Source organism: Sphingobacterium sp. MYb382 (assembly GCF_037572665.1).
Lineage (GTDB): Bacteria > Bacteroidota > Bacteroidia > Sphingobacteriales > Sphingobacteriaceae > Sphingobacterium.
In genome coordinates, this window is record NZ_JBBGZT010000023.1 from 176,894 (window position 1) to 200,149 (window position 23,256).

The 23,256-nt window shown below is 41.6% G+C and carries 24 protein-coding genes; 16 read left to right on the plus strand and 8 right to left on the minus strand.

Translation table 11 applies throughout. The features are described from left to right. Positions 1 to 147: 147 nt before the first annotated feature. Positions 148 to 1,830, minus strand: coding sequence for an RluA family pseudouridine synthase (locus WH223_RS10410; protein ID WP_340047559.1), 1,683 nt, complete (start codon positions 1,828 to 1,830; stop codon positions 148 to 150). A gap of 351 nt (positions 1,831 to 2,181) precedes the next feature. Between WH223_RS10410 and WH223_RS10415 the strand changes: the two genes are divergently transcribed. From WH223_RS10415 to WH223_RS10425, 3 genes are all read left to right on the plus strand, one after another. Further along, positions 2,182 to 2,655, plus strand: coding sequence for a Dps family protein (locus WH223_RS10415; protein ID WP_340047560.1), 474 nt, complete (start codon positions 2,182 to 2,184; stop codon positions 2,653 to 2,655). Between the two features lie 103 nt (positions 2,656 to 2,758). Further along, positions 2,759 to 3,178 carry a DoxX family protein gene (locus WH223_RS10420; RefSeq protein ID WP_340047561.1) on the plus strand — a complete coding sequence of 140 codons (420 nt, stop codon included), beginning with the start codon at positions 2,759 to 2,761 and terminating at the stop codon, positions 3,176 to 3,178. A 16-nt stretch (positions 3,179 to 3,194) separates the two neighbouring features. After that, entirely contained in the window at positions 3,195 to 4,022 is an 828-nt protein-coding gene (locus WH223_RS10425; protein ID WP_340047562.1) for a sulfurtransferase, read from the plus strand. A gap of 18 nt (positions 4,023 to 4,040) precedes the next feature. Here WH223_RS10425 and WH223_RS10430 read toward each other — a convergent pair whose 3' ends face one another. The 4 genes from WH223_RS10430 to WH223_RS10445 are packed head-to-tail and all read right to left on the minus strand — an operon-like array spanning position 4,041 to position 7,552. Next, complete coding sequence (locus WH223_RS10430) at positions 4,041 to 4,853, minus strand: phosphate ABC transporter ATP-binding protein (RefSeq protein WP_340047563.1); 813 nt, start codon at positions 4,851 to 4,853, stop codon at positions 4,041 to 4,043. Then, positions 4,808 to 5,662, minus strand: coding sequence for a PstA family ABC transporter permease (locus WH223_RS10435; protein ID WP_340047564.1), 855 nt, complete (start codon positions 5,660 to 5,662; stop codon positions 4,808 to 4,810). Before WH223_RS10435 ends, WH223_RS10430 begins: the two co-directional genes overlap by 46 nt. Continuing rightward, on the minus strand, positions 5,659 to 6,549 hold the full coding sequence (gene pstC / locus WH223_RS10440; protein ID WP_340047565.1) for a phosphate ABC transporter permease subunit PstC: 891 nt from the start codon (positions 6,547 to 6,549) through the stop codon (positions 5,659 to 5,661). Before pstC ends, WH223_RS10435 begins: the two co-directional genes overlap by 4 nt. Beyond that, positions 6,539 to 7,552: a PstS family phosphate ABC transporter substrate-binding protein gene (locus WH223_RS10445; RefSeq protein ID WP_340047566.1), complete on the minus strand. Its 1,014-nt coding sequence runs from the start codon at positions 7,550 to 7,552 to the stop codon at positions 6,539 to 6,541. Before WH223_RS10445 ends, pstC begins: the two co-directional genes overlap by 11 nt. A gap of 137 nt (positions 7,553 to 7,689) precedes the next feature. On the opposite strand from WH223_RS10445, the gene WH223_RS10450 reads away from it, so the two are divergent. From WH223_RS10450 to WH223_RS10485, 8 genes are all read left to right on the plus strand, one after another. After that, positions 7,690 to 9,804, plus strand: a complete 2,115-nt coding sequence (locus WH223_RS10450) for a HEPN domain-containing protein (protein ID WP_340047567.1) — start codon at positions 7,690 to 7,692, stop codon at positions 9,802 to 9,804. Between the two features lie 5 nt (positions 9,805 to 9,809). Continuing rightward, entirely contained in the window at positions 9,810 to 10,583 is a 774-nt protein-coding gene (gene cobA, locus WH223_RS10455; protein WP_340047568.1) for a uroporphyrinogen-III C-methyltransferase, read from the plus strand. Beyond that, on the plus strand, positions 10,580 to 11,164 hold the full coding sequence (locus WH223_RS10460; protein WP_340047569.1) for a precorrin-2 dehydrogenase/sirohydrochlorin ferrochelatase family protein: 585 nt from the start codon (positions 10,580 to 10,582) through the stop codon (positions 11,162 to 11,164). The genes cobA and WH223_RS10460 overlap by 4 nt, the downstream gene beginning before the upstream one ends. Next, the gene (locus WH223_RS10465; protein WP_340047571.1) at positions 11,157 to 11,858 is read left to right on the plus strand and encodes a phosphoadenylyl-sulfate reductase; all 702 of its coding nucleotides are present in this window, start codon (positions 11,157 to 11,159) and stop codon (positions 11,856 to 11,858) included. The genes WH223_RS10460 and WH223_RS10465 overlap by 8 nt, the downstream gene beginning before the upstream one ends. A gap of 3 nt (positions 11,859 to 11,861) precedes the next feature. Beyond that, the gene (gene cysD, locus WH223_RS10470) at positions 11,862 to 12,752 is read left to right on the plus strand and encodes a sulfate adenylyltransferase subunit CysD (protein WP_340047573.1); all 891 of its coding nucleotides are present in this window, start codon (positions 11,862 to 11,864) and stop codon (positions 12,750 to 12,752) included. Positions 12,753 to 12,765: 13 nt separating this feature from the next. Beyond that, on the plus strand, positions 12,766 to 14,007 hold the full coding sequence (locus tag WH223_RS10475) for a sulfate adenylyltransferase subunit 1 (protein WP_340047574.1): 1,242 nt from the start codon (positions 12,766 to 12,768) through the stop codon (positions 14,005 to 14,007). A gap of 824 nt (positions 14,008 to 14,831) precedes the next feature. Continuing rightward, the gene (locus tag WH223_RS10480; protein ID WP_340047575.1) at positions 14,832 to 15,263 is read left to right on the plus strand and encodes a helix-turn-helix domain-containing protein; all 432 of its coding nucleotides are present in this window, start codon (positions 14,832 to 14,834) and stop codon (positions 15,261 to 15,263) included. Positions 15,264 to 15,313: 50 nt separating this feature from the next. Beyond that, the gene (locus tag WH223_RS10485) at positions 15,314 to 15,508 is read left to right on the plus strand and encodes a hypothetical protein (protein WP_340047576.1); all 195 of its coding nucleotides are present in this window, start codon (positions 15,314 to 15,316) and stop codon (positions 15,506 to 15,508) included. 597 nt (positions 15,509 to 16,105) lie between these two features. Here WH223_RS10485 and WH223_RS10490 read toward each other — a convergent pair. Then, positions 16,106 to 16,900: a M23 family metallopeptidase gene (locus WH223_RS10490; RefSeq protein WP_340047577.1), complete on the minus strand. Its 795-nt coding sequence runs from the start codon at positions 16,898 to 16,900 to the stop codon at positions 16,106 to 16,108. Between the two features lie 370 nt (positions 16,901 to 17,270). On the opposite strand from WH223_RS10490, the gene WH223_RS10495 reads away from it, so the two are divergent. The 4 genes from WH223_RS10495 to WH223_RS10510 all read left to right on the plus strand — a co-directional run bounded on the left by WH223_RS10495 (position 17,271) and on the right by WH223_RS10510 (position 20,830). Beyond that, a complete protein-coding gene (locus WH223_RS10495; RefSeq protein WP_340047578.1) occupies positions 17,271 to 18,092 on the plus strand; it encodes a hypothetical protein in 822 nt (273 codons plus the stop codon). A gap of 58 nt (positions 18,093 to 18,150) precedes the next feature. Continuing rightward, complete coding sequence (locus WH223_RS10500; RefSeq protein ID WP_340047579.1) at positions 18,151 to 19,008, plus strand: hypothetical protein; 858 nt, start codon at positions 18,151 to 18,153, stop codon at positions 19,006 to 19,008. Between the two features lie 168 nt (positions 19,009 to 19,176). Then, entirely contained in the window at positions 19,177 to 20,511 is a 1,335-nt protein-coding gene (gene gdhA, locus WH223_RS10505) for an NADP-specific glutamate dehydrogenase (protein WP_340047580.1), read from the plus strand. A gap of 73 nt (positions 20,512 to 20,584) precedes the next feature. Further along, positions 20,585 to 20,830 carry a hypothetical protein gene (locus tag WH223_RS10510; RefSeq protein ID WP_340047581.1) on the plus strand — a complete coding sequence of 82 codons (246 nt, stop codon included), beginning with the start codon at positions 20,585 to 20,587 and terminating at the stop codon, positions 20,828 to 20,830. 198 nt (positions 20,831 to 21,028) lie between these two features. Here WH223_RS10510 and WH223_RS10515 read toward each other — a convergent pair whose 3' ends face one another. Both WH223_RS10515 and WH223_RS10520 read right to left on the minus strand, forming a co-directional pair. Continuing rightward, the gene (locus WH223_RS10515; protein ID WP_340047582.1) at positions 21,029 to 21,715 is read right to left on the minus strand and encodes a Sir2 family NAD-dependent protein deacetylase; all 687 of its coding nucleotides are present in this window, start codon (positions 21,713 to 21,715) and stop codon (positions 21,029 to 21,031) included. 185 nt (positions 21,716 to 21,900) lie between these two features. Further along, on the minus strand, positions 21,901 to 22,197 hold the full coding sequence (locus WH223_RS10520) for a YgaP-like transmembrane domain (protein ID WP_340047583.1): 297 nt from the start codon (positions 22,195 to 22,197) through the stop codon (positions 21,901 to 21,903). 101 nt (positions 22,198 to 22,298) lie between these two features. On the opposite strand from WH223_RS10520, the gene WH223_RS10525 reads away from it, so the two are divergent. Beyond that, complete coding sequence (locus WH223_RS10525; RefSeq protein WP_340047584.1) at positions 22,299 to 23,153, plus strand: ATP cone domain-containing protein; 855 nt, start codon at positions 22,299 to 22,301, stop codon at positions 23,151 to 23,153. The last annotated feature ends 103 nt before the right edge of the window (positions 23,154 to 23,256 follow it).

Sequence of the window (23,256 nt, forward strand, 5' to 3'; positions counted from 1 at the left end):
GAAAACAATCATGTTGACTTTTAAACCTAAAAAGTTAGTCTTTTAAAAAGTCGAACAAATGTACGCATACTTTAAAAGAAAAGAAACACAATGTAACGTTAATTTTATATTGTGACGTTTTCTTGATTTTTCTTCATAAACACGTGATTAAAAGGGCTCCAAGACAGTGAAAGAAATTTTTTCTCGTGAAGAAGGATGTACAAATTCAATAAATGCAGCATGCAAATGCAATCGATTGGCACGTTGACCGTAAAGGTCATCTCCAACAATAGGGCAGTCTAAGCCCAAATGATGCGCTGCATGAACACGTAGTTGATGTGTTCTACCTGTCTCTGGAAAAAAATGTACTTTCGTTCGTCCACCTACCGATTCAACCACCTCGTAGCGCGTTTGCGCTGGCTTGCCGTGTGTGTAGCAGATTAACTGCCTTGGTCTATCGTCCAAATCCACACGCAGCGGTAAATCAATACGTCCGGCGGCCTCCTTAACCGTTCCGTCTAATAAAGCGGCATAACGTTTTACAACCGTATGTTTTATAAATTGATCTTGAATAAACTGATGAGCATCTTTATGCTTCGCCAGCACCAAAATCCCTGATGTTGACATGTCCAGTCGATGTATAATCACGGGGCCTTCGACTTCTGGAAACTGCGCTTGAATACGTGTGAACACAGAATCTTGCACATTAATGCCGGGCACAGATAGAAACTCCGCCGGCTTATTCACCACGATGATATCATCATCTTGATAAATTATGGACAAGCTTTTACCCTCCGCAGGATTTTCTAGTAAAGGATTAGCTTCCACATCCAAGCCTATAAGCATATGCCCTAATATCGGCTCGCACTTGCTTTTGCAAGCAGGGTAGTAGCTTTTATGCTTTCTCACTTCCGACCCTGGAGAGGCGCCCCACCAAAATTCAGCCATACAAATAGGCGTCAGTCCATGCTGATAAGCATAATGTAGCAGCTTTGGCGCTGCACACTCGCCTGCACCAGCAGGCGGAACAGCAATACCAACAGCGCTAAAAATCTTAAGAACGCTTTCTTTTTCGCCTTTGGCATTTAAAAATTGATATTGATCAAACAATTTAACCTGTAATGCGGCCGATTGACTTTTACGCTGCTGTTTTAAAGCGGCTATTTCACCCTCTACAGCCTGTATCTTCTGTTCTAATGCTTCAAGAATTTCTTTCCAATGTGTTTTAAGTAAGGCATGCTCATGCTGGTCACGGTAGCTCTGCTTAATAAGGTCTACAACTACTGCTTCATATTCTTCAGCAGCTAAAGTGGCATGTGCAGCTGTTCGCTTTTCCTTTCTTTCATTCTTCGTACGCTTCATCTCCTCGCGACTATGCTTCAAAGCAGCTTCACTCTCTGCGCTACGCAGGATAAACTCCGCTTTTGCTGCCGCACAATCCTCATCAGCTTCCAAAACCTCAATACGCCGATTCATCGCATTTATCTGTTCCTCTTCACGGAGGAAGAAGCTATCCTTCGTCAACATATCAAAAACAGGAGGCACGAAATAAGCATGTTCATTTCTACCGGCCAACTTACCCGAGCAAGCGGCTAAATAAGCGAGGCGTCCATCAGGGCATTCCACCACCAAGACGCCAAACATCTTACCGATAGGTGCCGTTTCGCCCTCCGACAAGCCAAAGTTGTGCACGAAGTCTGTCTGCTGCTCTAAATACTGCTGAAGTTCCTTAGCTGCCGTTTTAGCCAGCTGATGTGGCTCATAGCAAAAAGGGAAATTAAAAAGTAGAGGCTTTTCGACAGAAGCGATATCCGTTTGAAAAAAATGTAAAAAGGTCGAGTTCGTCAACATGAGTTCCTAAATCAAAAAGAAAGCACAAAAATACGCTTTTGCCTGTACATTAAATATCAGTTCAGTAGCAACAACTGCGCCAAGTACTGATTCAAAAGAACTTAGCTGCATTAAAAAACGTTATGAGGATACATAGAACGCTATTTATGTCCTTCAAGAGGCTATAAATCGTCCATTATGACATTTTAACAACAAGAAATAAGCTTAAATTCTGTACCTTGTAATAGTAGGTTTAAGGAAAGACAGGTTGCTTTTTAGGTTTGTTAATTTAACTACTTAATGAAAAAACTAAATCCTCAAATCTTGGTTTAATAATTGAAACAGCAAATATAGCGTGTAAAAAAAATCATTATGAAAACAAACATTGGTATTCAAGAAAAAGACAGACAAGCAGTAGCTACCATTTTAAACAAGCTATTGGCTGATGAGCATGTATTGTATATTAAAGTACGTAATGCACACTGGAATATCGAAGGTCCAGACTTCCATGCACAGCATCTATTTTTTGAAGAGATTTACAACGAGTTAAGTACAACAATTGATGATATCGCCGAGCGTATTCGTGCTATTGGCCACTATGCCGTAGGCACGATGAAAGATTACTTAGCGCTAACATCGCTAACGGAATTACGTTATGGCAAAAATGACAGCCAAGGCTACATTAAGGAGCTTACAGCAGATTTTGACGCTGTGATTGAGTACATCCGCGGGCAAATCGACATCGTTGGTGATGACCATAAAGATGCAGGAACGGAAGATTTTCTTATTGGCGTTATGGCAGCACATGAAAAAACCGCTTGGTTCTTACGTTCACATTTACGTTAATATATCCCATTTTCAATACGATAAAACGGAAGGCTTTAACCTTCCGTTTTTTTGTTTATTTTTGTTTTAGACGTTTAATCGTTAAAGCAATTAACAACTTATTATGAGAAATTTCTTCTTCGGTATTAAAAATTCCGGCGCATCCACTAGTTTAGGCGCCTTACTTCTGCGCGTAGGCTTCGGTGTATTAATGATTCCGCAACATGGCTATGCAAAGCTTGTTGGTTTTAGCGCCTACAAGGATAAGTTTATGGACTTTCTAGGCTTAGGCTCTACGATATCTTTAAGCTTAGCAATCTTTGCCGAGTTTTTCTGTAGCATATTACTTGTTTTCGGTTTATTTACTCGACTAGCCACCATTCCATTATTGACAACTATGCTAATCGCCATGGGCGTTCACAATTGGGCTTTCTTCGGAGAGTACGAATTAGCAACGGCTTACTTCATCGCTTACGCAGCCATCTTATGGATTGGTCCAGGAAACTATAGTATCGATTATTTATTATTCAAGCGCAAACGCTAAGCCTATAAAACAACAGATGAAAGATATCATCCAAATAGCGGAGCTAAAAGCATTACAGCCGGGAAGCTTCGTACTTATTGACGCTACAGGTGGACCCACCGCAGCAGACAGCTACAGCATGGAGCATCTTGCGCAGGCTTACTATGTAAACCTAGAGCAAGACCTTTCTGCGATAGATAATCCCGCGAAAGGCGGGAGGCATCCATTACCGAGTCCAGCGGACTTCGCTAGCCTATTAACAAGCTTGGGTATCCAGAAGGATACCCACGTAATTGTTTACGATAGACTGTCGGGTGCTAACGCTGCGGCGCGCTTCTGGTGGATGATGAAATCTATAGGGCATGCCAACATACAGGTACTCGACGGAGGCTTTCAAGAAGCTAAAAGGCAAGGCTATCCTACAGCAGAAGGAAATCCCGCAAGAACGACAGAAGACACAAAAGCATATCCAGCACCTAGCACATGGCAGCTACCAACCGTAAGCATGGAAACGATAAGTCAGTGGACGGAAGATACTGAACCTACATTGATTGTTGATGTGCGTGAAGAAGCTCGCTATCAGGGCTTACAAGAACCTATTGACTTGGTGGCAGGCCATATACCTACAGCCATCAATATCCCTTATGCAAAGAATCTAAACGACAGCGGTTTATTTAAATCAAGTGAGGAACTGAAGGATTTGTACGCGCCCGTAATCAAGGACTTAAGCAGTAATAGCTCTGCTATTCATTGCGGATCGGGAGTTACCGCTTGTCATACCTTATTGGCGATAGCCATTGCAGGTCTCGCACTACCAAGTCTCTACGTAGGCTCTTGGAGCGAATGGTCTATAAACAAATTATAATCAACAAGATAAAGGGATTTAGCTAATAAATCCCTTTATATATTCTTTCGTAATTTCATTCTTCGGATGGAGTAAAACATCCTCCGTTTTTCCAAACTCCACAATCTCACCACCATACACAAAAACGATATAATCTGAAACACGTCGTGCCTGACGAAGGATATGCGTAACCAAAACAATGGTGTAGTCATCTTTCAGACGAATCAACAAGTTTTCGATCGTTTGCGTAGATAGCGGATCTAAAGCCGAAGTAGACTCGTCACCGAGTATGATCTCTGGTTCTACAGCGAGTCCACGTGCCAAGCATAATCGCTGCTGCTGCCCGATGGATAAGTTCGTTGCCGACGAAGATAGGCGATCTTTCACTTCTTCCCACAGGCCTACATTGCGCAATTGCGTTTCGACAATCTCTTTCAATACAGCCTTACGGCGCTCGCCATGGATACGTGGGCCATAGGCCACATTATCAAAAATAGACATCGGTAGCGGAAATGGACGCTGTGAAAGCAATCCCATTTTTTTACGTAAATGAGTAATCTCGGCACCCGGAGCATACACATCCTCACCGTTCACCAACACCGATCCTTTTACGACGACAGATTTATTGTCTTCATCGACTAATCGGTTTAAGGTTTTTAATAGCGTTGTCTTACCGCAGCCCGACGGACCAATAATAGAGGTTACGGAATTATTGGGTATCGCGAGATTGATATTTTTAAGAATATGTTGCCCTTCGATATACACATTCAAATCCTTGATTTCAATATGAGGGGTAGACACCGGGATTATATCCTGTGCTTCTTCTGTTTGGAGGCTAATAGATGTGTGCATACAACAATAAATAAAATAATGCCCGCAAGGATGAAGGCCGAAGCATATGCTCTGCCTTGTACTTCCGGAATAGGACTACTTAATTGAAAGAAAATGGCCACAGGCAACGTTGCCGCAGGCTCATCGAGGTATTTAGGCAGGTTATCACCGAATCCTGCCGTAAGAAGGACGCCAGCTACATCACCAATGGCACGACCAAAGGCGAGTAGAACGGCCGTAAATATTCCTGGTCTAATATATTTTAAGATTACTTTCACAGATTCCCAGCGTGTAGCACCCAACGAGTAGGTAACTTGCTTTAAATCGACAGGCACTAAGCGTAGCAGCTCATCAATGGTACGCACGACAATCGGAATTGTCAGAAGGCTTATTGTGATCACACCACCGAGCAAGGAAGCACGAATACCCAGCCATACCATGATACTAAAGGCCAAAGCACCATAAACGATGGAAGGCACACCAAAGAGCACATCAAATAGCAGTTTGCTAAAACGCACAATAAAAGACTTTGGCGACGCATAGCTATGTAGGTATAATGCGATAGGAATACCGATAAAACAAGCCAAGGCGGTTGAGAGACCTGCTAAATACAAAGACCCTAATATCGCATTGAGAATACCACCTTCCTTACCGAGGTAAAAGCCTCCTTGCGGAGTTTGACTCACCATTTCCCAACTTAGGAAAGGGAAGCCCTTATAGACAATGGTACCAATAATCAGGAATAAAGAGGCTGTAATGAGAAATACAGATAGACGCATAAATCCTTTAGCAATCTTCTCTTTCCATAAACGACGTTTTAAATGGCTCATGCTGCTTCTCCTTCCATACGATTCAAGACAAGGCGAGACCCCATGTTAAAACCTAAAATAATAACAAATAATAGTAGGGCAGCAAACATCAGCGCAGCATCATAATTAGGGATAGACATCATCTCGCCAAAATTATTAGCAATAAGTGCTGGAAGTGGGTAGCCCGCATCAAATAAGAACTTCGGTACTTTAGGTACATTACCACAAACCATCAGCACGGCAATGGTTTCCCCAAAAGCACGCGAAATACCAAGCACAGCAGCCGCAAGCAGCCCCGGCCTAGCTTTTAAAAGCTCCACTTTGGTGAGCGTCTCCCAGCGTGTGGCACCCAGCGCCAAGGAAGCATCCTTCAGATCTTTGGGGATGCCCGACAAGACAGCCACCATAATGCTTAGCATAATAGGGAATATCATGACCGCCAAAACCATACCGCCCGCAAGGACGGAATAGCCGGTGGTTTCAACACCAAATATAGGAGCTACGTACTCCCGTATAGCGGGAACAACAAACAAGACACCCCATACACCATAAAGCACCGGCGGAATTGCCGCCAATACATTTATCAAAGGCAATACAATATTACGAAGTCGCGTGCTCGCATAAGCAATAAGATACATAGCAGCAAGCACACACAAGGGTACAGCGATGACCAACGAAATAACCGTTACCCATACCGTACCCATAATAAATGGAAAGAAGCCGAAGTCACCATTCATTGGCGACCATGTCTTTCCGAACAAAACTTTACCGAGGCTTTCACTTTCGAGCAGCGGCATGGACTTTACCACTAAGCCTATGGCAATAACAAAGACTACCGCAAGCACCAAAACGAGAATGCTAGCAAAGTAGATCTTTATAAATTTATCTTTTCTTAATCTACCGTTCACGCGTCAATTTATTTAATTCAACATGTATAAGTTCTTCGGTTAAGGGGACATAGCCATTCTCTAAAAGATGACTTTGCTGCGCTTTATCGAGTGCAAACTCAATAAAAGCTTTAAGTAGTTTGGTTTGTTTATCCTTGCGGATGACGAATGTCAAGTCACGTACGGGAGGCGATGGGTAATGCCCCAAAGCTATGGCCTGCGTGAGGCTATCTAGGTTGTCGTAAAAATTCTCATTAGCATCAATACGACCGTTACCATTTTGATCAATAGGAAGAACTGTAATATTCGCTGTTGGCTTTTTCGTTTTTAAATCAAACACATAATTGATATTATTAAAACCTACAGCCAAGGGTTTCCCTTTAATAACCTGCGCCAAACCGGGGTCACCAAAAATACCGATACCTTTAAGCCCTTCCTGGCGCTCACCCAAAAACTTAGCCCAGGTTTCTGCAGCACCAGCGGCATCCGAGCGCACATAGCTCTCTATAGGCTCGGCCACAAAGCGAGGGTCGATATCCTTCCACAGCTTATATTTTTGCTTTACAAAAAGGTTGATGAGCTCCTCGCGGGTGAAACCACGCTTTTTTATAAGGTCAATATTAGGGTGATTGCTGTTTAGCGTTCCCAAAACAGCATCTTTCGCCACGTGAATAGGTAGCGCTCCTTTTTCCAATTCGGCAGGATGCAGATCACGCGACACCAAACCAATATCTACCATATTCGTTAGCACATCGGTAATACCTTTACCAGCACCACCAGCAGAAACATTAAAACGTACATTGGGATGCAATTTCTTGAAGTCTTCACCCCAAAGCACCGCAAGCGGATATAAAGCAAAAGCACCCGACATGGAAATATTACCACTATAGCCGGTCTTCTCGTCATAGCCATCTTTCACCTTAGGCGCACAGGCCGAAAGCAGGGATGTCATAGACAGACCATATACCAGTAAATTTAAGACAGGTTTCGTAAGCCGCATGGATACAGGGTTTTTAGATTTCATCACAAATATATATTAAATTGGTAGATTTAATGTATTTAATAGATATTTATTTTATACATTTGTAATCAATTCATTGCGAATAACCAAATATTTACCCCACATAGTTAGTAATGTATTAAATTTTAGGAGAGATTAACATGCAGAGCTTCCGTACAGAATTAGAAAACCCAGTCGTCGAACAAGAAATAATCGAGCTGGAGAAAAAAATTAAAGCCTTTCGGGATGGACAACTTCCGGAAGAGAAATTCCGATCCTTGCGTTTGGCTAGGGGAGTTTATGGACAACGACAGCCCGGCGTACAGATGGTACGTATCAAGCTGCCGTTTGGAAAAGTAACCTTTAAGCAGCTTTTGAAAATTGCTGACATCGCCGATGAGTATGCCAGCAAGACGCTACACCTAACGACCCGTCAAGATATCCAGATTCACTATGTGAGCTTAGATAAGACGCCTGAACTTTGGGCAAAGCTTGCGCAGGATGACATCACTTTACGCGAAGCCTGCGGCAATACCGTTCGTAATGTTACCGCTTCCGCAACAGCGGGTATCGACCCGGAGGAACCTTTTGATGTATCGCCTTATGCACATGCGACATTCGCATACTTTTTGCGCAACCCGATATGTGCTGAAATGGGTCGTAAGTTCAAGATGTCCTTCTCGGCAAGCAGCCGCGATACCGCTTTTTCTTACATCCACGACTTGGGATTCATTCCGAAGCTTCGTATCGTCGATGGACAGGAACAACGCGGCTTTAAGGTAGCGCTCGGTGGTGGCTTAGGGGCACAGCCTTTTTTAGCGCATATCGTTGAAGAGTTCCTTCCCGAGGATCAGCTGATTCCTTTTATTGAATCTACGCTTCGCGTATTTGATCGCCATGGCGAACGGAACAATAGAAATAAAGCACGTTTCAAATACCTTATCAATAGCCTGGGGCTGGAAGAGGTACTCCGCTTAATAGCGGAAGAACGCATCGCCAATCAGTCTAAAACATATATTATAGACAGAGAGAGCATCCAGCAACCGGAACCACCAACGGCTCTTGCAACACCTTTAGTCGCGAAGGACGCCGCTGCATATGCCTTATGGCGCAATACCAATGTATTTGCACAGAAGCAAGAAGGCTTCTTCGGCATCTTTGTGCGTGTCCAAATTGGAAACCTAAGCACCGACCTCACTCGCGAACTGGTGGCTGGTATAAAAGATTATATAGCCGATGATATCCGCATAACACAAAACCAAGGCTTACTCTTTAAGTATGTACGTGAAGAATCGCTTCCTGCTATTTTTGAGGTATTAACGAGCCTCGGCTTGGCGGCTCCCGGCTTTGAAAGCACTGCAGATGTCACCACTTGCCCAGGAACAGACACCTGTAACCTCGGTATTTCCAACTCTACAGAGATGGCCCGTGTACTAGAGCAGCATATTCACGCTTTTCACCAAGACTTTATAACAGAGCAAAATCTAAAGATAAAAATATCAGGCTGCATGAACTCTTGCGGACAGCATGGCTTGGCCCATATTGGCTTCCATGGTAGTTCCGTGAAGGCAAACGGCAAAGTTCTTCCTGCTGCGCAGGTGATGCTTGGCGGCGGAACAATAGGTGATGGTGAAGGCCGTGTGGCAGAACGCATCATCAAAGTACCAACCAAGCGCGTACTCAAAGTGGTAGACCTTGTCTTGGCAGATTATATCGGCTTCAAAGAAGATACGGAGAATTTCCACCAATACTACGACCGCCAGACCAAGGACTATTTCTATCAGCTCCTAAAGCCATTAGCAGACCTTAGCACCCTAACGGACGATGAATACATCGACTGGGGTCATCAAGAGACATTCGCTACGGCGATTGGTGTAGGCGAGTGTGCGGGCGTTATGATTGACCTCGTGGCAACCTTACTTTACGAAGCCGAGGAAAAGATGGTATGGGCAAAACGAACGTTAGAACAAGAACAATTCGCAGATGCTATCTACCATGCATACAGCACGTTTGTATGGGCAGCTAAAGCTTTACTTTTAGATAAAGGAGTGAGTACCAATACGCAGAAATCTGTCATCGAAGCATTCGATGTTAATTTTGTAGAACCTGGTATATTCACGTTCCCGAACACATTTGCATCGCGCGTGCTTCAAATAAACAAGTTTGAGCCATCGCGAGAATTTGCCGAAACCTTCTTACTACAAGCCGAAGCCTTTTGCTATGAAGCATCAGCATGGCGCAAAAATAGTGGTATCATTAGTCAACCTCAAGCATAAACGTTATGGAAATCAAACCCTTTATCACATTAGTTGGCGCAGGCCCTGGTGATCCAGAGCTTATTAGCCTGAAAGGTGTCAAGGCCATAGCCGATGCCGATGTTATCTTATATGATGCTTTAGTTAATGAAGAACTACTGGATTATGCGAAGCCTGAATGTACAAAGATATATGTAGGTAAGCGTGCCGAACGCTTGTCGACCTCCCAAGATTATATCAACCAACTATTGGTTGATTATGCCTTAACGCACGGACATGTGGTACGACTAAAAGGAGGTGACCCCTTTGTATTTGGTCGTGGAGGTGAGGAAATCGACTATGCACGGCGCTTCGACATCCCGACAGCCGTAGTACCTGGCATATCGTCATCAATTGGCCTAACAGGCCTGCAACAAATTCCGCTGACCTATAGAGGTATCAGCGATAGCTTTTGGGTGATCACGGGTGCAACAAGCAGTGGTCAGCTTTCACAAGACATCTATACGGCCGTGCAAACCACAGCAACGGTAGTCGTCTTGATGGGCTACGGCAAGTTGGCGGAGATAGCAGCACTTTACCAGCAGCATGGGCGAGGAGATCTGCCTATTGCACTGATACAGCATGGCTCACTGCCTACAGAGAAAATCACCCTAGGTCGCATTGATAGCATCGTGGAGCAAGCGCAGGCAAACCGAATTGGGGTGCCAGCTTTGATTGTCATCGGTGAAGTTGTGGCGAAGCATGAAGCCTTTGCGAAGCTGAAAGAAGAGCTCGCACAGCAGCAGGTGGGAAGCCTATGAATGCGCTGTTCCCCATCTATGTAAAGCTTGCCCAGCTACAAACGCTGCTGGTGGGCGGAGGGCCTGTAGCCCTGGAAAAGCTCACAGCCATCTATGCAAATTCGCCGGAGGCAAAAGTGAAACTCGTAGCCCTAGAGATTAACGAGGAGGTACGTTCTTTCGCGGCAGACCATCCTCAAATAAGCCTCCATGAGCGTTTGTTTGAAGATAGCGATTTGCAAGGGATTGATTTAATCATCATGGCCAGCAACAACGACCAGCTGAACCGACATGTTCAGCAGAAAGCCAGAGAGCAGCATATCCTACTGAATGTAGCAGATACGCCGGCGCTATGTGATTTTTACTTAGGCTCGGTTGTGCAAAAAGGGAACCTTAAAATTGGGATATCCACCAATGGGAAATCACCAACCATCGCTAAACGTGTCAAAGAGTACCTCAACGAGCTCTTGCCTGAGGAGATTGACGAAACGCTGGAGCTCATGGCTCAACTGCGCCAAAGTTTACACGGTGATTTTAAGGAGAAACTACGCATCCTGAATGCACATACTGAGGACCTCTTACAATTGAAGAAAGATGATTAACGAAATACTCGCTGCCATCGAAAATCGATCAGCACTCGATATTATCCGTTATGTAGATGAAAAATTTGGTGACCAAGTTGTTTTCTCAACCTCTTTTGGCATCGAAGATCAAGTCATCACGCATCTACTTGCGGAAACAAAAAGCAAAGCATCCTTATTCACACTGGATACAGGGCGTTTATTCCCAGAAACGTATTCCGTTTGGAACAAAACCCTCAGCCGCTATAAGCTGCCTATAGCCACCTATTATCCGAATACGGAAGCCCTACAACAGCTATTGACAGAAAAGGGGCCATTAAGCTTTTATGAGTCTGTAGAAAATAGAAAAGAATGTTGTGGCATCCGCAAGGTAGAACCTTTAAATAGGGCGCTAAAAGGCTTTAAGGTATGGCTTACAGGCATCCGTGCGGAACAATCACCCAATCGAGAACATATGCTTTCTGTAGAGTGGGATGAGGGACACCAGCTCCTTAAAATACATCCATTATTTCATTGGAGCCTACAAGAGGTGGAGCTTTTTCTGAAAGAAAACAATGTGCCTTACAACGCACTACATAATAAGGGATTCCCAAGTATTGGCTGCCAGCCGTGTACACGAGCGGTACAGCCGGGCGAGGATCAACGCGCAGGCCGTTGGTGGTGGGAAGACCAGAGTAAAAAAGAATGTGGTTTACATACAACAAGAACAGCATAAAGCATGGATTACTTAGATCATTTAGAGGCTGAAGCCATCTATATATTGCGTGAAGTCGCCGGTCAATTTGAAAATCCGGCCTTATTATTTTCGGGAGGTAAAGATTCTATAACCTTAGTGCACCTAGCGCTAAAGGCTTTCCGCCCGGGCAAATTTCCTTTTCCTTTAGTACATATCGATACAGGTCACAATTTTCCAGAAACCATTGTTTATCGCGACTGGCTCGTGGAGCAAATCGGGGAGAAGCTTATCGTCGGTCATGTGCAAGATAGCATCGATAAAGGCACGGCGGTAGAAGCCACAGGTAAAAATGCAAGCCGCAATGCGCTGCAAACGGTAACGCTGCTGGAGACGATTGCCGAACACCGCTTTGACGCTTGTATTGGTGGCGCTCGCCGCGATGAAGAAAAGGCAAGAGCCAAAGAGCGCATCTTCTCCGTGAGGGATGACTTCGGGCAGTGGGACCCTAAGCGTCAACGCCCAGAATTATGGAATATCTACAATGGTAAAATACAGCCCGGTGAAAATGTGCGTGTATTCCCAATTTCCAACTGGACGGAGCTCGATGTATGGAACTATATAAAACGTGAAAAAATCGCCTTGCCGGAGCTATACTTCAGTCATGAGCGCGAATTGGTATGGCGCAATGGACAATGGATGGCCGCCAATGCATTTATGCATATAGACAGCGACGATAAATTAGACTTCCGTTCTGTACGCTTCCGCACCGTAGGTGATATGACCTGCACAGCGGCCGTAGATTCGGAAGCTAACGACATCGACACGATTATCGCGGAGATTAAAGCATCTACCATCAGTGAGCGTGGCGCACGCATGGACGACAAGGTATCGGAAGCGGCCATGGAAGAGAGAAAGAAACAAGGTTATTTTTAAAAACAGGGGAGCGATGAATATATTAAAATTTATTACAGCAGGATCTGTAGACGACGGAAAGAGTACACTCATCGGACGTCTACTTTATGATACGCACTCTATACTGGATGATCAGCTGGAAGCCATACAAAAGGCGAGTAAGAAAAATCAAGATGGAAGCATTGATCTTGCCATCCTTACCGATGGACTAAAAGCAGAACGGGAGCAAGGCATCACCATTGATGTAGCCTACAAATACTTTCAAACGGAAAAACGCAAGTTTATTATTGCTGATGCCCCTGGTCATATTCAATATACCCGCAATATGATCACCGGAGCTTCCAACTCGGAGCTTATCATCATCTTGATTGACGCCCGCAAAGGGGTTATTGAGCAAACGAAAAGACATTCCTTTTTGGCTAAAATACTAGACCTTAAGAAAGTGCTCGTTTGCATCAATAAAATGGATATGGTGGACTACCAAGAAGCTACTTACGAGCAGATAAAAGCGGATTATTTAGCTTTAGCAGACCGATTAGGACTTAAAAATGTAGATTTTATCCCTGTATCAGCACTTTTTGGCGACAATATCGTGCAACACTCCAATAAACTGGCTTGGTACGAAGGGGCAACCTTACTAGAATACTTGGAAAGTATTGATTTTGTGGAAGATAAACCACAGCCTTGGCGCTTCCCTGTACAATGGGTAATTCGTCCGCAAACGGATGATTTACATGACTATAGGGGATATGCAGGTAGGGTATTAGGCGATGGATTAAAGGTAGGGGAAGAGGTCCTCATTTTACCGGGAGGCCAACGTTCGCATATAAAAGCACTTGAATTTGACCAAAAACCGTTAGAAAATGGGGTTGATGGTCAATCGTTAGTCATACACTTGGCGGATGACATTGATGTTTCCCGAGGCGACGTATTGGTTTCAGCGAGCAATCCTGCACATGTAGAGCGCAATTTTGAAGCTACGTTGTGTTGGTTTGACCAAAAACCGTTATCCGACAATCAAACATACTATTTCCAAAACCATACGGCAATCCATAAAGTAAAAATTACGGACATGCATTATAAGTATGATGTCAACACGCAGGAAAAAAATGCATGTGATACCATCCAGCTTAACGATATTGCTAAAGTCAGCATCAAAGCCGCCAACGATGTGGTCTTTGACTTAAACCAAGCCATCAGCCAAAATGCACGCGGCATTTTAATCGACCCACGAACTAACCTTACCATAGGTGCAGTATTAATCGATAGCATCTAATATATTTTTTATGTGCAGGAATTTATTTTTTTTCCTGCACATTTTCTTTCCTTAAATTTTCATCGTACGCACCACAGACTTGATTTTTTATTTTTAAGCGATTCTCAGGCGTTTAGAAATCTGGCAGATTTGGTGACTTTAAATTTTATTTTACACAAGCTAAGGATTCAGGCTTATTAAAGCCACGAGTAAAGCACGTATATAATTAAGCACATTTTAGCGTCGGCTGGATAAAGCTTAAGCACATCAACCCGTATAAGCATACAGCGAGAAGAATATACAGTTCAATACCTAGGATTAACACAAAGCCGAACGACATTTTAAATCCGTAGATAAACGTATAGAATCACAGACAGGGGATATTCGAAATAATCCTATTTAACATAATATAAATTATAATACAATATTATTATTTGGTAATTCGCTCATTATCAGCAGCATTTTAGTCGTTTAGGATTCTTACATACAACAGTTGGATTTCTACTTAAATCACCCGGATTACGGCACATTGACCAATAAATGCCGAATATATTAGCTATTTCAGCTATTCTTATTGAGGATTTCCTTGCTTGATTAAAACAAAAACCGTATCTTCAATACTACATAACCAATGCCTTAAGCGACTCGTCAAATTGCCCATACGAACTCTTTTTAGGTTAGCTCAGCCTGTTATTATTACGCTGAAAATTGATAAAATTCCGTATCTTGAGTATAAAGCCCGCAGCAATTTGCACACGCGTTTTTTAACAATCAGCAGTATTTAACGCGCTAATTGTTTTAAATTCTAAATCGTTAAACTCACAAAAACTATTAAATTTGTCCTTATGCAACATACTGAAACATCAAATCTGAAAATACACCAAGGTCGCAATGTAAAACGTTTCCGTGAAATGCTTGGGATTAAACAAGAGTCTTTAGCTTACGATTTGGGTGATGAATGGAGCCAGAAAAAGATCTCGCAGCTAGAGCAGAAAGAGATCATTGAAACCTCTCTCCTACAGCAAATCTCCGAAGTCCTTAATATCCCTGTAGAGGCTTTTCAGCACTTTAATGAAGAGCAGGCTATCAACATTATTTCGAATACTTTTAATGAAGGTGCTATAGCAAATGCTACAGCAGACAATATACAATGCACCTTTAATCCAATAGATAAAATTGTCATTTTATATGACGAAAAAATCGCCCTTTACGAGCGTATGCTTAAGGAAAAAGATGAAATGATGGCTAGATTAGAAAAGTTGATTGAAGGAAAATAAAATCAGTTCAATCGTTAGGTTCTGTTACGAAAAATCCGTATCTTAATAAAATGAAGAAATACCGTTATTTAGCCGCTTTATCAGTTGCTGTTTTGCTTGTTTTATCTGTTGTAAAGCCTATAAATCATAATGATCCATTACAAATTGTGCGTCTATTTGCCTTTTCCGCATCGTTTTTATGGTTCAGTTACCTTGTTGTAAAAGCGCTGAAGCAGAAATGGAGTATTACTAGTAAAAAAGCTTAACTCCCTACCCTAAAACCACTTATATTTCACGACACTCTCCCTCCGCTTAAGCTATTTCTTTGGGCACATTAACTATGAATTAATAGAACATTTTACTGCCTAAACACGAACAAACAGTCCTATCTAAGCTTCTCACAAGACCGAATCAAGCCTATTATAAAGCCATTATAAGCGTTTTAAGGGGAATCCTCAACCTATAGTTTGAGATTTACTATTTATTTGCTGTACGCGCCGCTATTGGCTAATTCACTATTATAGTCCTGAATAAACCTTAAAAAACATAAAACACTTATTTACAGTAAAATATACTAAAATCAGTAATTCTATACCTATACATATATATGAGGAACGTTTTTAATGGTTATAACTTTTTCAGTAATCCCAAATGTAAAAGTAATCCTAAAGCTGGCGAATTACATATAGGCACATATGGGTTGAAATTAGCTGTTTTAGAATCAGATTTAAATGTAAAATTTACAATTTGTGATTTAGGTTTTGGATTTTTAGAAAATATAAATGAATCGAACTGTTTTGTGCATCGACTATGAATCCTTAGCTTAAAAGCTGGTTTTTATAGCTTAAGTTAGCATAAATTCCCTATTTAACAATATCATTTCGCTTCAGATTCTCTCCTTTAAAACCAGATTTAAATTCAATTTTTGTTGATATCAAGCCCTTTTCTGCTGATGGAATCTTAACATTAAAATGCAGGTGCGCCGTTGTGGTAAAGCCCGTCATTCCGGAAATTCCGATTGCCTGCCCCTGTTCTACCCAATCCCCTAGTTTCACTAAGGCACCTTTATGGTCTAAATGTACGTACTGGGTATACAATCCGCTGTGCGGATGATAAATCGTTAAATAATTGCTCTTATCATGAGTCAACCATTCTTTGGTCTTACCATGCCCCTTATAATCCTGAATTAAGCCCACCACGAAGCCCTTATCGGCGCTAGCAATGGTATCTCCAACCAATAGATTGAAATCTATCGCATATTGGCTGTATGCGTTACTATGGGTGAATTTACCATTATAGCCTTGAATTACTTTATAGGATTTACCTCTTGGAAACGGATAAGCGATTTTATTTTTAGTAACCTCGCGATTCAAGTCACCATAGTGCACAACATACTTACTTTTAGCAGATTGATTGAATGAACGATAAGCGATTGTTAACAATGTATCTTGCAAAGGCTGAAGTGTAACGCGCCCAAATAGGCGCTCCATACCTGGGTTTAACGAGTCGTTTGTCAAAACGACATTCACAGGGCATTGCAGTGGATTTTTCAAACGAAAATATACACTATCGCCTTCATACTTTCTGTCAAAGCGATACGTAAATTCATAGTACTGCTCTTTAGGAAGCTTGCTTAAACTCGTGCATCCTGCGCACATTAAAAATAAAAAAAATAAAAATGCTACTCTCAAGGTGTACTATAAAATTTTGATTTACAAAGGAATAAAGCGATAATCAAAACGAATTATGCTGGTAAGTCATTTGTCATCAGTGGTGTAGTATAACTTCTGCTAAACTACAAAATTATAGGAATAAATAGCATACCATAAAATGTCTTTACTTGTTGAACTTAAACTTATTTAGGCCTTACCCACTCCTGATTCTCGGTAAGTTTGCGCAAGATTTGTTTATCTATAGTTTGAATGTGCCCAACATCATCAAACATAGTGTAAACGACAAAAACTTATTAAATAACCCCTTATGATTAAATTTTTAAAAACAAAATGTCTTTGTTTATTTGTTTGCACCATGATTCAGCAGACTATTATCTATGCACAAACTGGAATAAACACCAAGAAGCCTATTCAAACGTTTCATGTTGACGGAAAAAATGACAACTCAAGTACAGCAACACCTAGTCCTAGCCAGCAAAAGAATGACTTCGTTGTCACTGCAAATGGTAATGTGGGCATCGGTACTATTTATCCCGTTACTAAGCTAGAGGTAAACGGTGATGTACGTATCACGGATGTCCCTGCGTTACCCACAATGCCTAAAAAAATATTAGTCCTTGACGCTGACGGCAATCTCTTTTATACGGACGTTGCAAACGTAGCCCCACCACTAGACACTAGGATATACAGCATTATAAATAAAACAAGTAGACAGTTTTTACCACAGCGAAATGTATTTTACAACCTCGAGTTTGACGGCCCTGTAGAAGGTGTAAATGCGGACAAGCTAGTCGTTAGCGCAGACAAGAAAAAGCTATTCCTACCTCCAAAAAAAACATTAAAATTAACGGGCAGCATTGGCATTATTGGGGCTGCTATCAACCCCACAAAAACAAACCCGGCCTACATCATTTCGCAATTTGAGTTACAAAACTTCAACAATGATGGCTCACACCAGCTCGTCACGACTATAGGCTATACAGAGTCATCAACAGAGAATTATGATGATGGTGGCGTCTCGATGCCTATCATCATTGTTAGGACGGGTAGTAAAGGTGCAAATGTCATATTGAATGTAAAGTACAATGGTATTGATTCTCCAACAAATGGCTACTACATTGGTGGTGCTGCCAACGATGATACATTGGCGAGCTACATTTTAATTGAAGAAATTTAAAAGACCTATCCTCTAATTACCCCACATCTTTTAAAACAAAAACAATAGAATTCAAGTTATGACAAAGCTATCCTTTCTTTTTTTACTATTAAAAACGATATTAAGCGTCAGTTTATTCGGGCAGGTCGGAATTAACACTATAAAGCCACTTCATCCTTTTCATATTGATGGAAAGAGCGACAACCCCATCGATCAGCCACCAAACGCAGCACAGCAATCGAACGATTTTATCATCACTGAAAATGGACGTGTTGGCATAGGGACACTGAGCCCCAAAGCAACCTTAGATATTATCGGAAAATTAAAATTGACGGATATTAAGAATTTCGCTTCTCGTCCCGAAAAAATTGTCACCATTGATGATGATGGGAAAATCCACTTCACCGATATCAGCAATATATTCCCACCCATTGAAACCAGGATATTCAGCATTATAAACAAGGAAGCAAGGCAGCGCATAACAAAGCGAAATACCTATGCTAATGTAGAATTTGATGGCATCATTTCAGGCGTAAATTCTGATAAAATTAAAGTAACGGCTAACAAACAAGAGCTTATCCTTCCTCCCAATAAAACCTTAAAGATTACGGGGAGCCTGGGATTGATTGGCGCTAGAGAAGAACCCGCACGTAGGAATGCCGCTTTTATTATATCTCAATTTGAGTTAAAGAATATAAATAACGATGGCTCTAAGCTTTTGGTCAAAACTATTGGCTACACGGAGTCGTCAACCGAGGACCTTGATGACGGAGGTGTCTCTATGCCAATTATTATTGTTAAGACTGGCAATAAGGGAGCAAATGTATACTTACGTGTAAAATACAGTGGAGCTAGTTCGCCACACACCTACTACTATATTGGTGGAGCACCGGGCACCAATACCCTTGGTAGCTACGTCTTTGTGGAGGAAATCTAACGCAGTAGTACAGAACAAAAAAGAGAAGCTAAAATATCCATTTAAAATCCAGTAATTGCCTTAAAATAATAGAATAGGCCTTGTGGACCGGTGAAAATATTGTGAAATTAGGATTATTTTTAATAAATTCGCAATATCATATAACGACCACATAAAATTCAATAACACATGTCCCTAAACTTTAAGAATTTCATTAAATACGTTACCGATAAAAACCCCAACGAGCCCGAGTTCCTTCAAGCAGTAGCCGAGGTCACAGAGGATTTAATCCCTTATATTAATGAAAAACACCCTACCTGGAATGATTTAAAGATTTTAGAACGTATCGTAGAGCCCGAGCGCGTCATTAGTTTCCGTGTTACCTGGTTAGACGATAAAAATGTCGTTCAAGTAAATCGCGGTTACCGTGTGCAGATGAACAGCGCTATTGGCCCATACAAAGGAGGATTACGCTTTTCACCAACTGTAAACTTAAGCATCTTGAAATTCTTAGCTTTCGAGCAAGTATTTAAAAATAGTTTAACAGGCATCCCATTGGGTGGCGGTAAAGGAGGATCAGACTTTGACCCGAAGGGTAAATCTGATAATGAGATCATGCGTTTCTGCCAAAGCTTTATGACTGAATTGTTCAGACATGTAGGTCCAGAGACAGACGTTCCTGCTGGTGATATTGGTGTTGGTGAGCGTGAAGTTGGTTATATGTTTGGTCAGTACAAGCGTATTCAAAACCATTTTGCTGGCGTCTTGACAGGTAAAGGTCCTAACTGGGGCGGCTCCTACATTCGTCCAGAAGCTACAGGCTACGGTTTGCTATACTTTGTACAGTGTATTTTAGAAAACTTAGATGAAGACTTCTCTGGTAAAACGATAGCAATTTCTGGCGCTGGTAACGTAGCTTACTATGCTGCAGAGAAAGCTGTAAACTTAGGTGGAAAAGTAATCACGCTTTCAAACAGCAGTGGCTGTTTGCATGATCCAGAAGGATTCAGCTTAGAGAAGCTACACCACGTAGCGAGTCTAGGAAGAGAGCTAGCTAAATACACAGAGACCTACAAAAGCGGACAATTTTTCACAGACAAAAAGCCATGGGACTTCGCTTGTGATATCGCACTTCCGTGTGCTACACAAAATGAGTTGGATGAGCAGGATGCTAAAACCTTAGTTAAAAACGGATGTCGTTTTGTTGCTGAGGGTGCAAACATGCCATCAACCATGGAGGCTATAAAATACTTCCATAAATCTAAAGTTCACTTTGCTCCAGGTAAAGCGGCGAATGCTGGTGGCGTGGCTGTCTCCGGTTTAGAGATGTCACAAAACTGGATCGGCCAACAATGGACGTCAGAAAAAGTGGACGGCCGTTTAAAAGGAATTATGGAAAATATACACAAGACTTGTGTGAAATATGGTAAGGAAGAAGATGGCCATATCAACTACTTAAAAGGCGCCAATATTGGTGGCTTCATTAAAGTAGGTTCAGCGATGAAAGCACAAGGATTGGTTTAATCTTATTTTTAATGTACTTTTGACAAGGGATGCTTTTGCATCCCTTTTTTCATGTTTATAAAGACAAATTGATATGCGCATATTAGCAGAACTTCCACATCCAGATTGCAAGATTTCCATCTTCGGAATGAACCAAAAGTTCATCATAAAATTTGAACAAGGCACTTTAGAGCAGTCCTACAAAATTGCTGAAGCCGATATTATTGGTGGAGTCAATGGGGTATTTGAATTGCTTGATGAAGCCTTTATTCAGGAGGTTGTTTCGCTGTTTGCAACTATGCGTTCAAGCTTCCTTTCTGCCTATTATAGGTATGAATAAATGATTTACAACAAACATATATTAGCGCTAATTTACAAGTAGTTAGAATTTAAATTAGCGCTAATCAGAATTTTATTCGGCCGGCTTTATAGCCTTTCTTCCCTCTAATTGAAGTAACACTTCAATCATATAAAGCATCACTTCATATAACAGCCTTAAAAGAATAGTATGCATCACTCAAAGAATGACGACAGAATATTATTCGCTCAGCAAAGAACGCAGCTCTTGCATACCTACCGTCGCTGATTCAGCAATTTTAGTAACCTTGGAGGAAACGCGAATTTCTGCTGCATTTGGGTCAACTAAATAAAGTTGACAGCTATCGCTTGTCTCCTGCACCAAGTTTGCAGCAGGATAAACTTGTAGCGACGTCCCTACCACGACGAAGATATCGGCTTCTTGTGTGATGACTGCGGCCTTCTCCAAATTAGGAACAGCCTCTCCAAACCATACGATATATGGACGTAGCTGAGACCCCAATTCGCAGGTATCTCCCACATTGATTTCATCCGTTTCCATGCCATAAACGAATCGCGGATTTAAGGTCGATTGTGCTTTTATAAGCTCCCCATGTAGGTGCAAAACTTGCGTGCTTCCGGCACGTTCATGGAGGTCATCCACATTCTGGGTGATGATATGAACGTCATAAATTTCTTCCAAATCTACCAAGATTTTATGAGCCAAATTTGGTTCGGCCGACAAGCACTGCTTACGTCTAATATTATAAAAATCCAACACCATTTTCTGATCTCTTCGCCAAGCATCGGGAGTTGCTACATCTTGCACACGGTAACCTTCCCACAGTCCATCGTCACCACGAAAGGTCTTCAAACCACTCTCTGCAGAAATGCCTGCCCCAGTAAAAACCACAAGTTTCTTCTTCATTTTTATTACGAATTAAAGCGCTATCTAAAATATACTGCAGGAAGGACAAGGCCTACCTTGAGCCTAACAAAGATAAGGAAATGTAGGAAAATGGTTTCTGTTTTAGCGTTAGAGAAATTTAGACACAAAAAAAACAGCTAAACGTTTTTAGGCGTCTAACTGTTCAAAACAAAACAAACACGAATCTATTTTACGAAATAACGATGTTCAATGACTGTTAATTTAGCGGCTTTATCCTTTTTGCCTACTAAACCTTTAACGACACATTTGCCTGTAGCGGCACGTGCCAATAAAGCAAGCCCCAAACCTATTGTGGCTACAGCGCCCACCGGACGGTGTAAAATATTCTTAATGCCATTGCTCAATACAAAACCTCCAGCAATAGCTGAAACAATACGCTCAGAACCGCCAACATCACCTTCTATATATGCTTTTTCAAGCTTACCTTTTATTGTATCTAATGCTGTATCCAATATTTCCATATGTCTCCTTTTATTAGCGTTAATTATAAATAAAACAGCAAAAAGGCTCAGAATGTTTTACTACATTTAAAAAACATTATTAAAATTCGACTAAACATAATATGAGAGTAACCAAATATTCAGGAGAATTAGTTCCGTTTAATGTAGACAGCTTAAAGCACTCTCTCGTGCGTTCTGGGGCCGATGATGACCAAGTTGATCAGGTGTATAAAGATATCGATAGCCACTTGTATGACGGAATCAGCACCAGGGAGCTTTATGAACTAGCATTTGACTCCTTAAAAAAGCAAAGAAATAGCTTTGCAGCACGCTATTCCCTTAAAAAAGCACTCCGCGACCTTGGTCCTGAGGGGTTTTATTTTGAAGATTGGATTGGTCGTTTGTTTTCAGAAGAGGGCTACCAAACAGTGACCGGACAGGTGGTACAGGGCCATGCTGTTTCACACGAAATTGACGTTGTCGCGGTGAAGGAAGGCGAAGGCATGCTAGCTATAGAGTGTAAATTCAGAAATGATGTAGATGCTAAAATATCAGTAACGACACCGATGTATTTCATGTCTCGCGTGAAGGATATAAAAGATAAGGATTTCGAATTTTTTGGTAAAAAAAGACAGTTTACCGACGGCTGGCTCGTTACCAATGCGTACCTCACATCGGACACGAAAGATTTTGGCGCCTACTACAAGCTTAATCTCTTATCCTGGGATTACCCATCAGAGAATAGCATCAAGGCACGCGTAGACCATAAAGGACTATACCCTATTACTTGTTTAACGAACTTAAGCGAAATTGAGAAAAAAGAACTCTTGAAGAAGCGTTGCATCTTAGTCCTAGACCTTGTTAAAAACCCTACTTTTTTGGATAAATTGGGAATCGCTGAGGCAAAGAAAAAAACGATACTTTTAGAGGCTAACGAACTCTGTTCGCAATGCAACTTTTCAACTAGAAAGAAATAAAAGAAGATAACACACTTAAAAGCAATATTTTAATAAAATTAAATATAATTTGCTTTATTGAATTTATTTTATTACATTGTTTCAATTATAAATTTAAAACAAA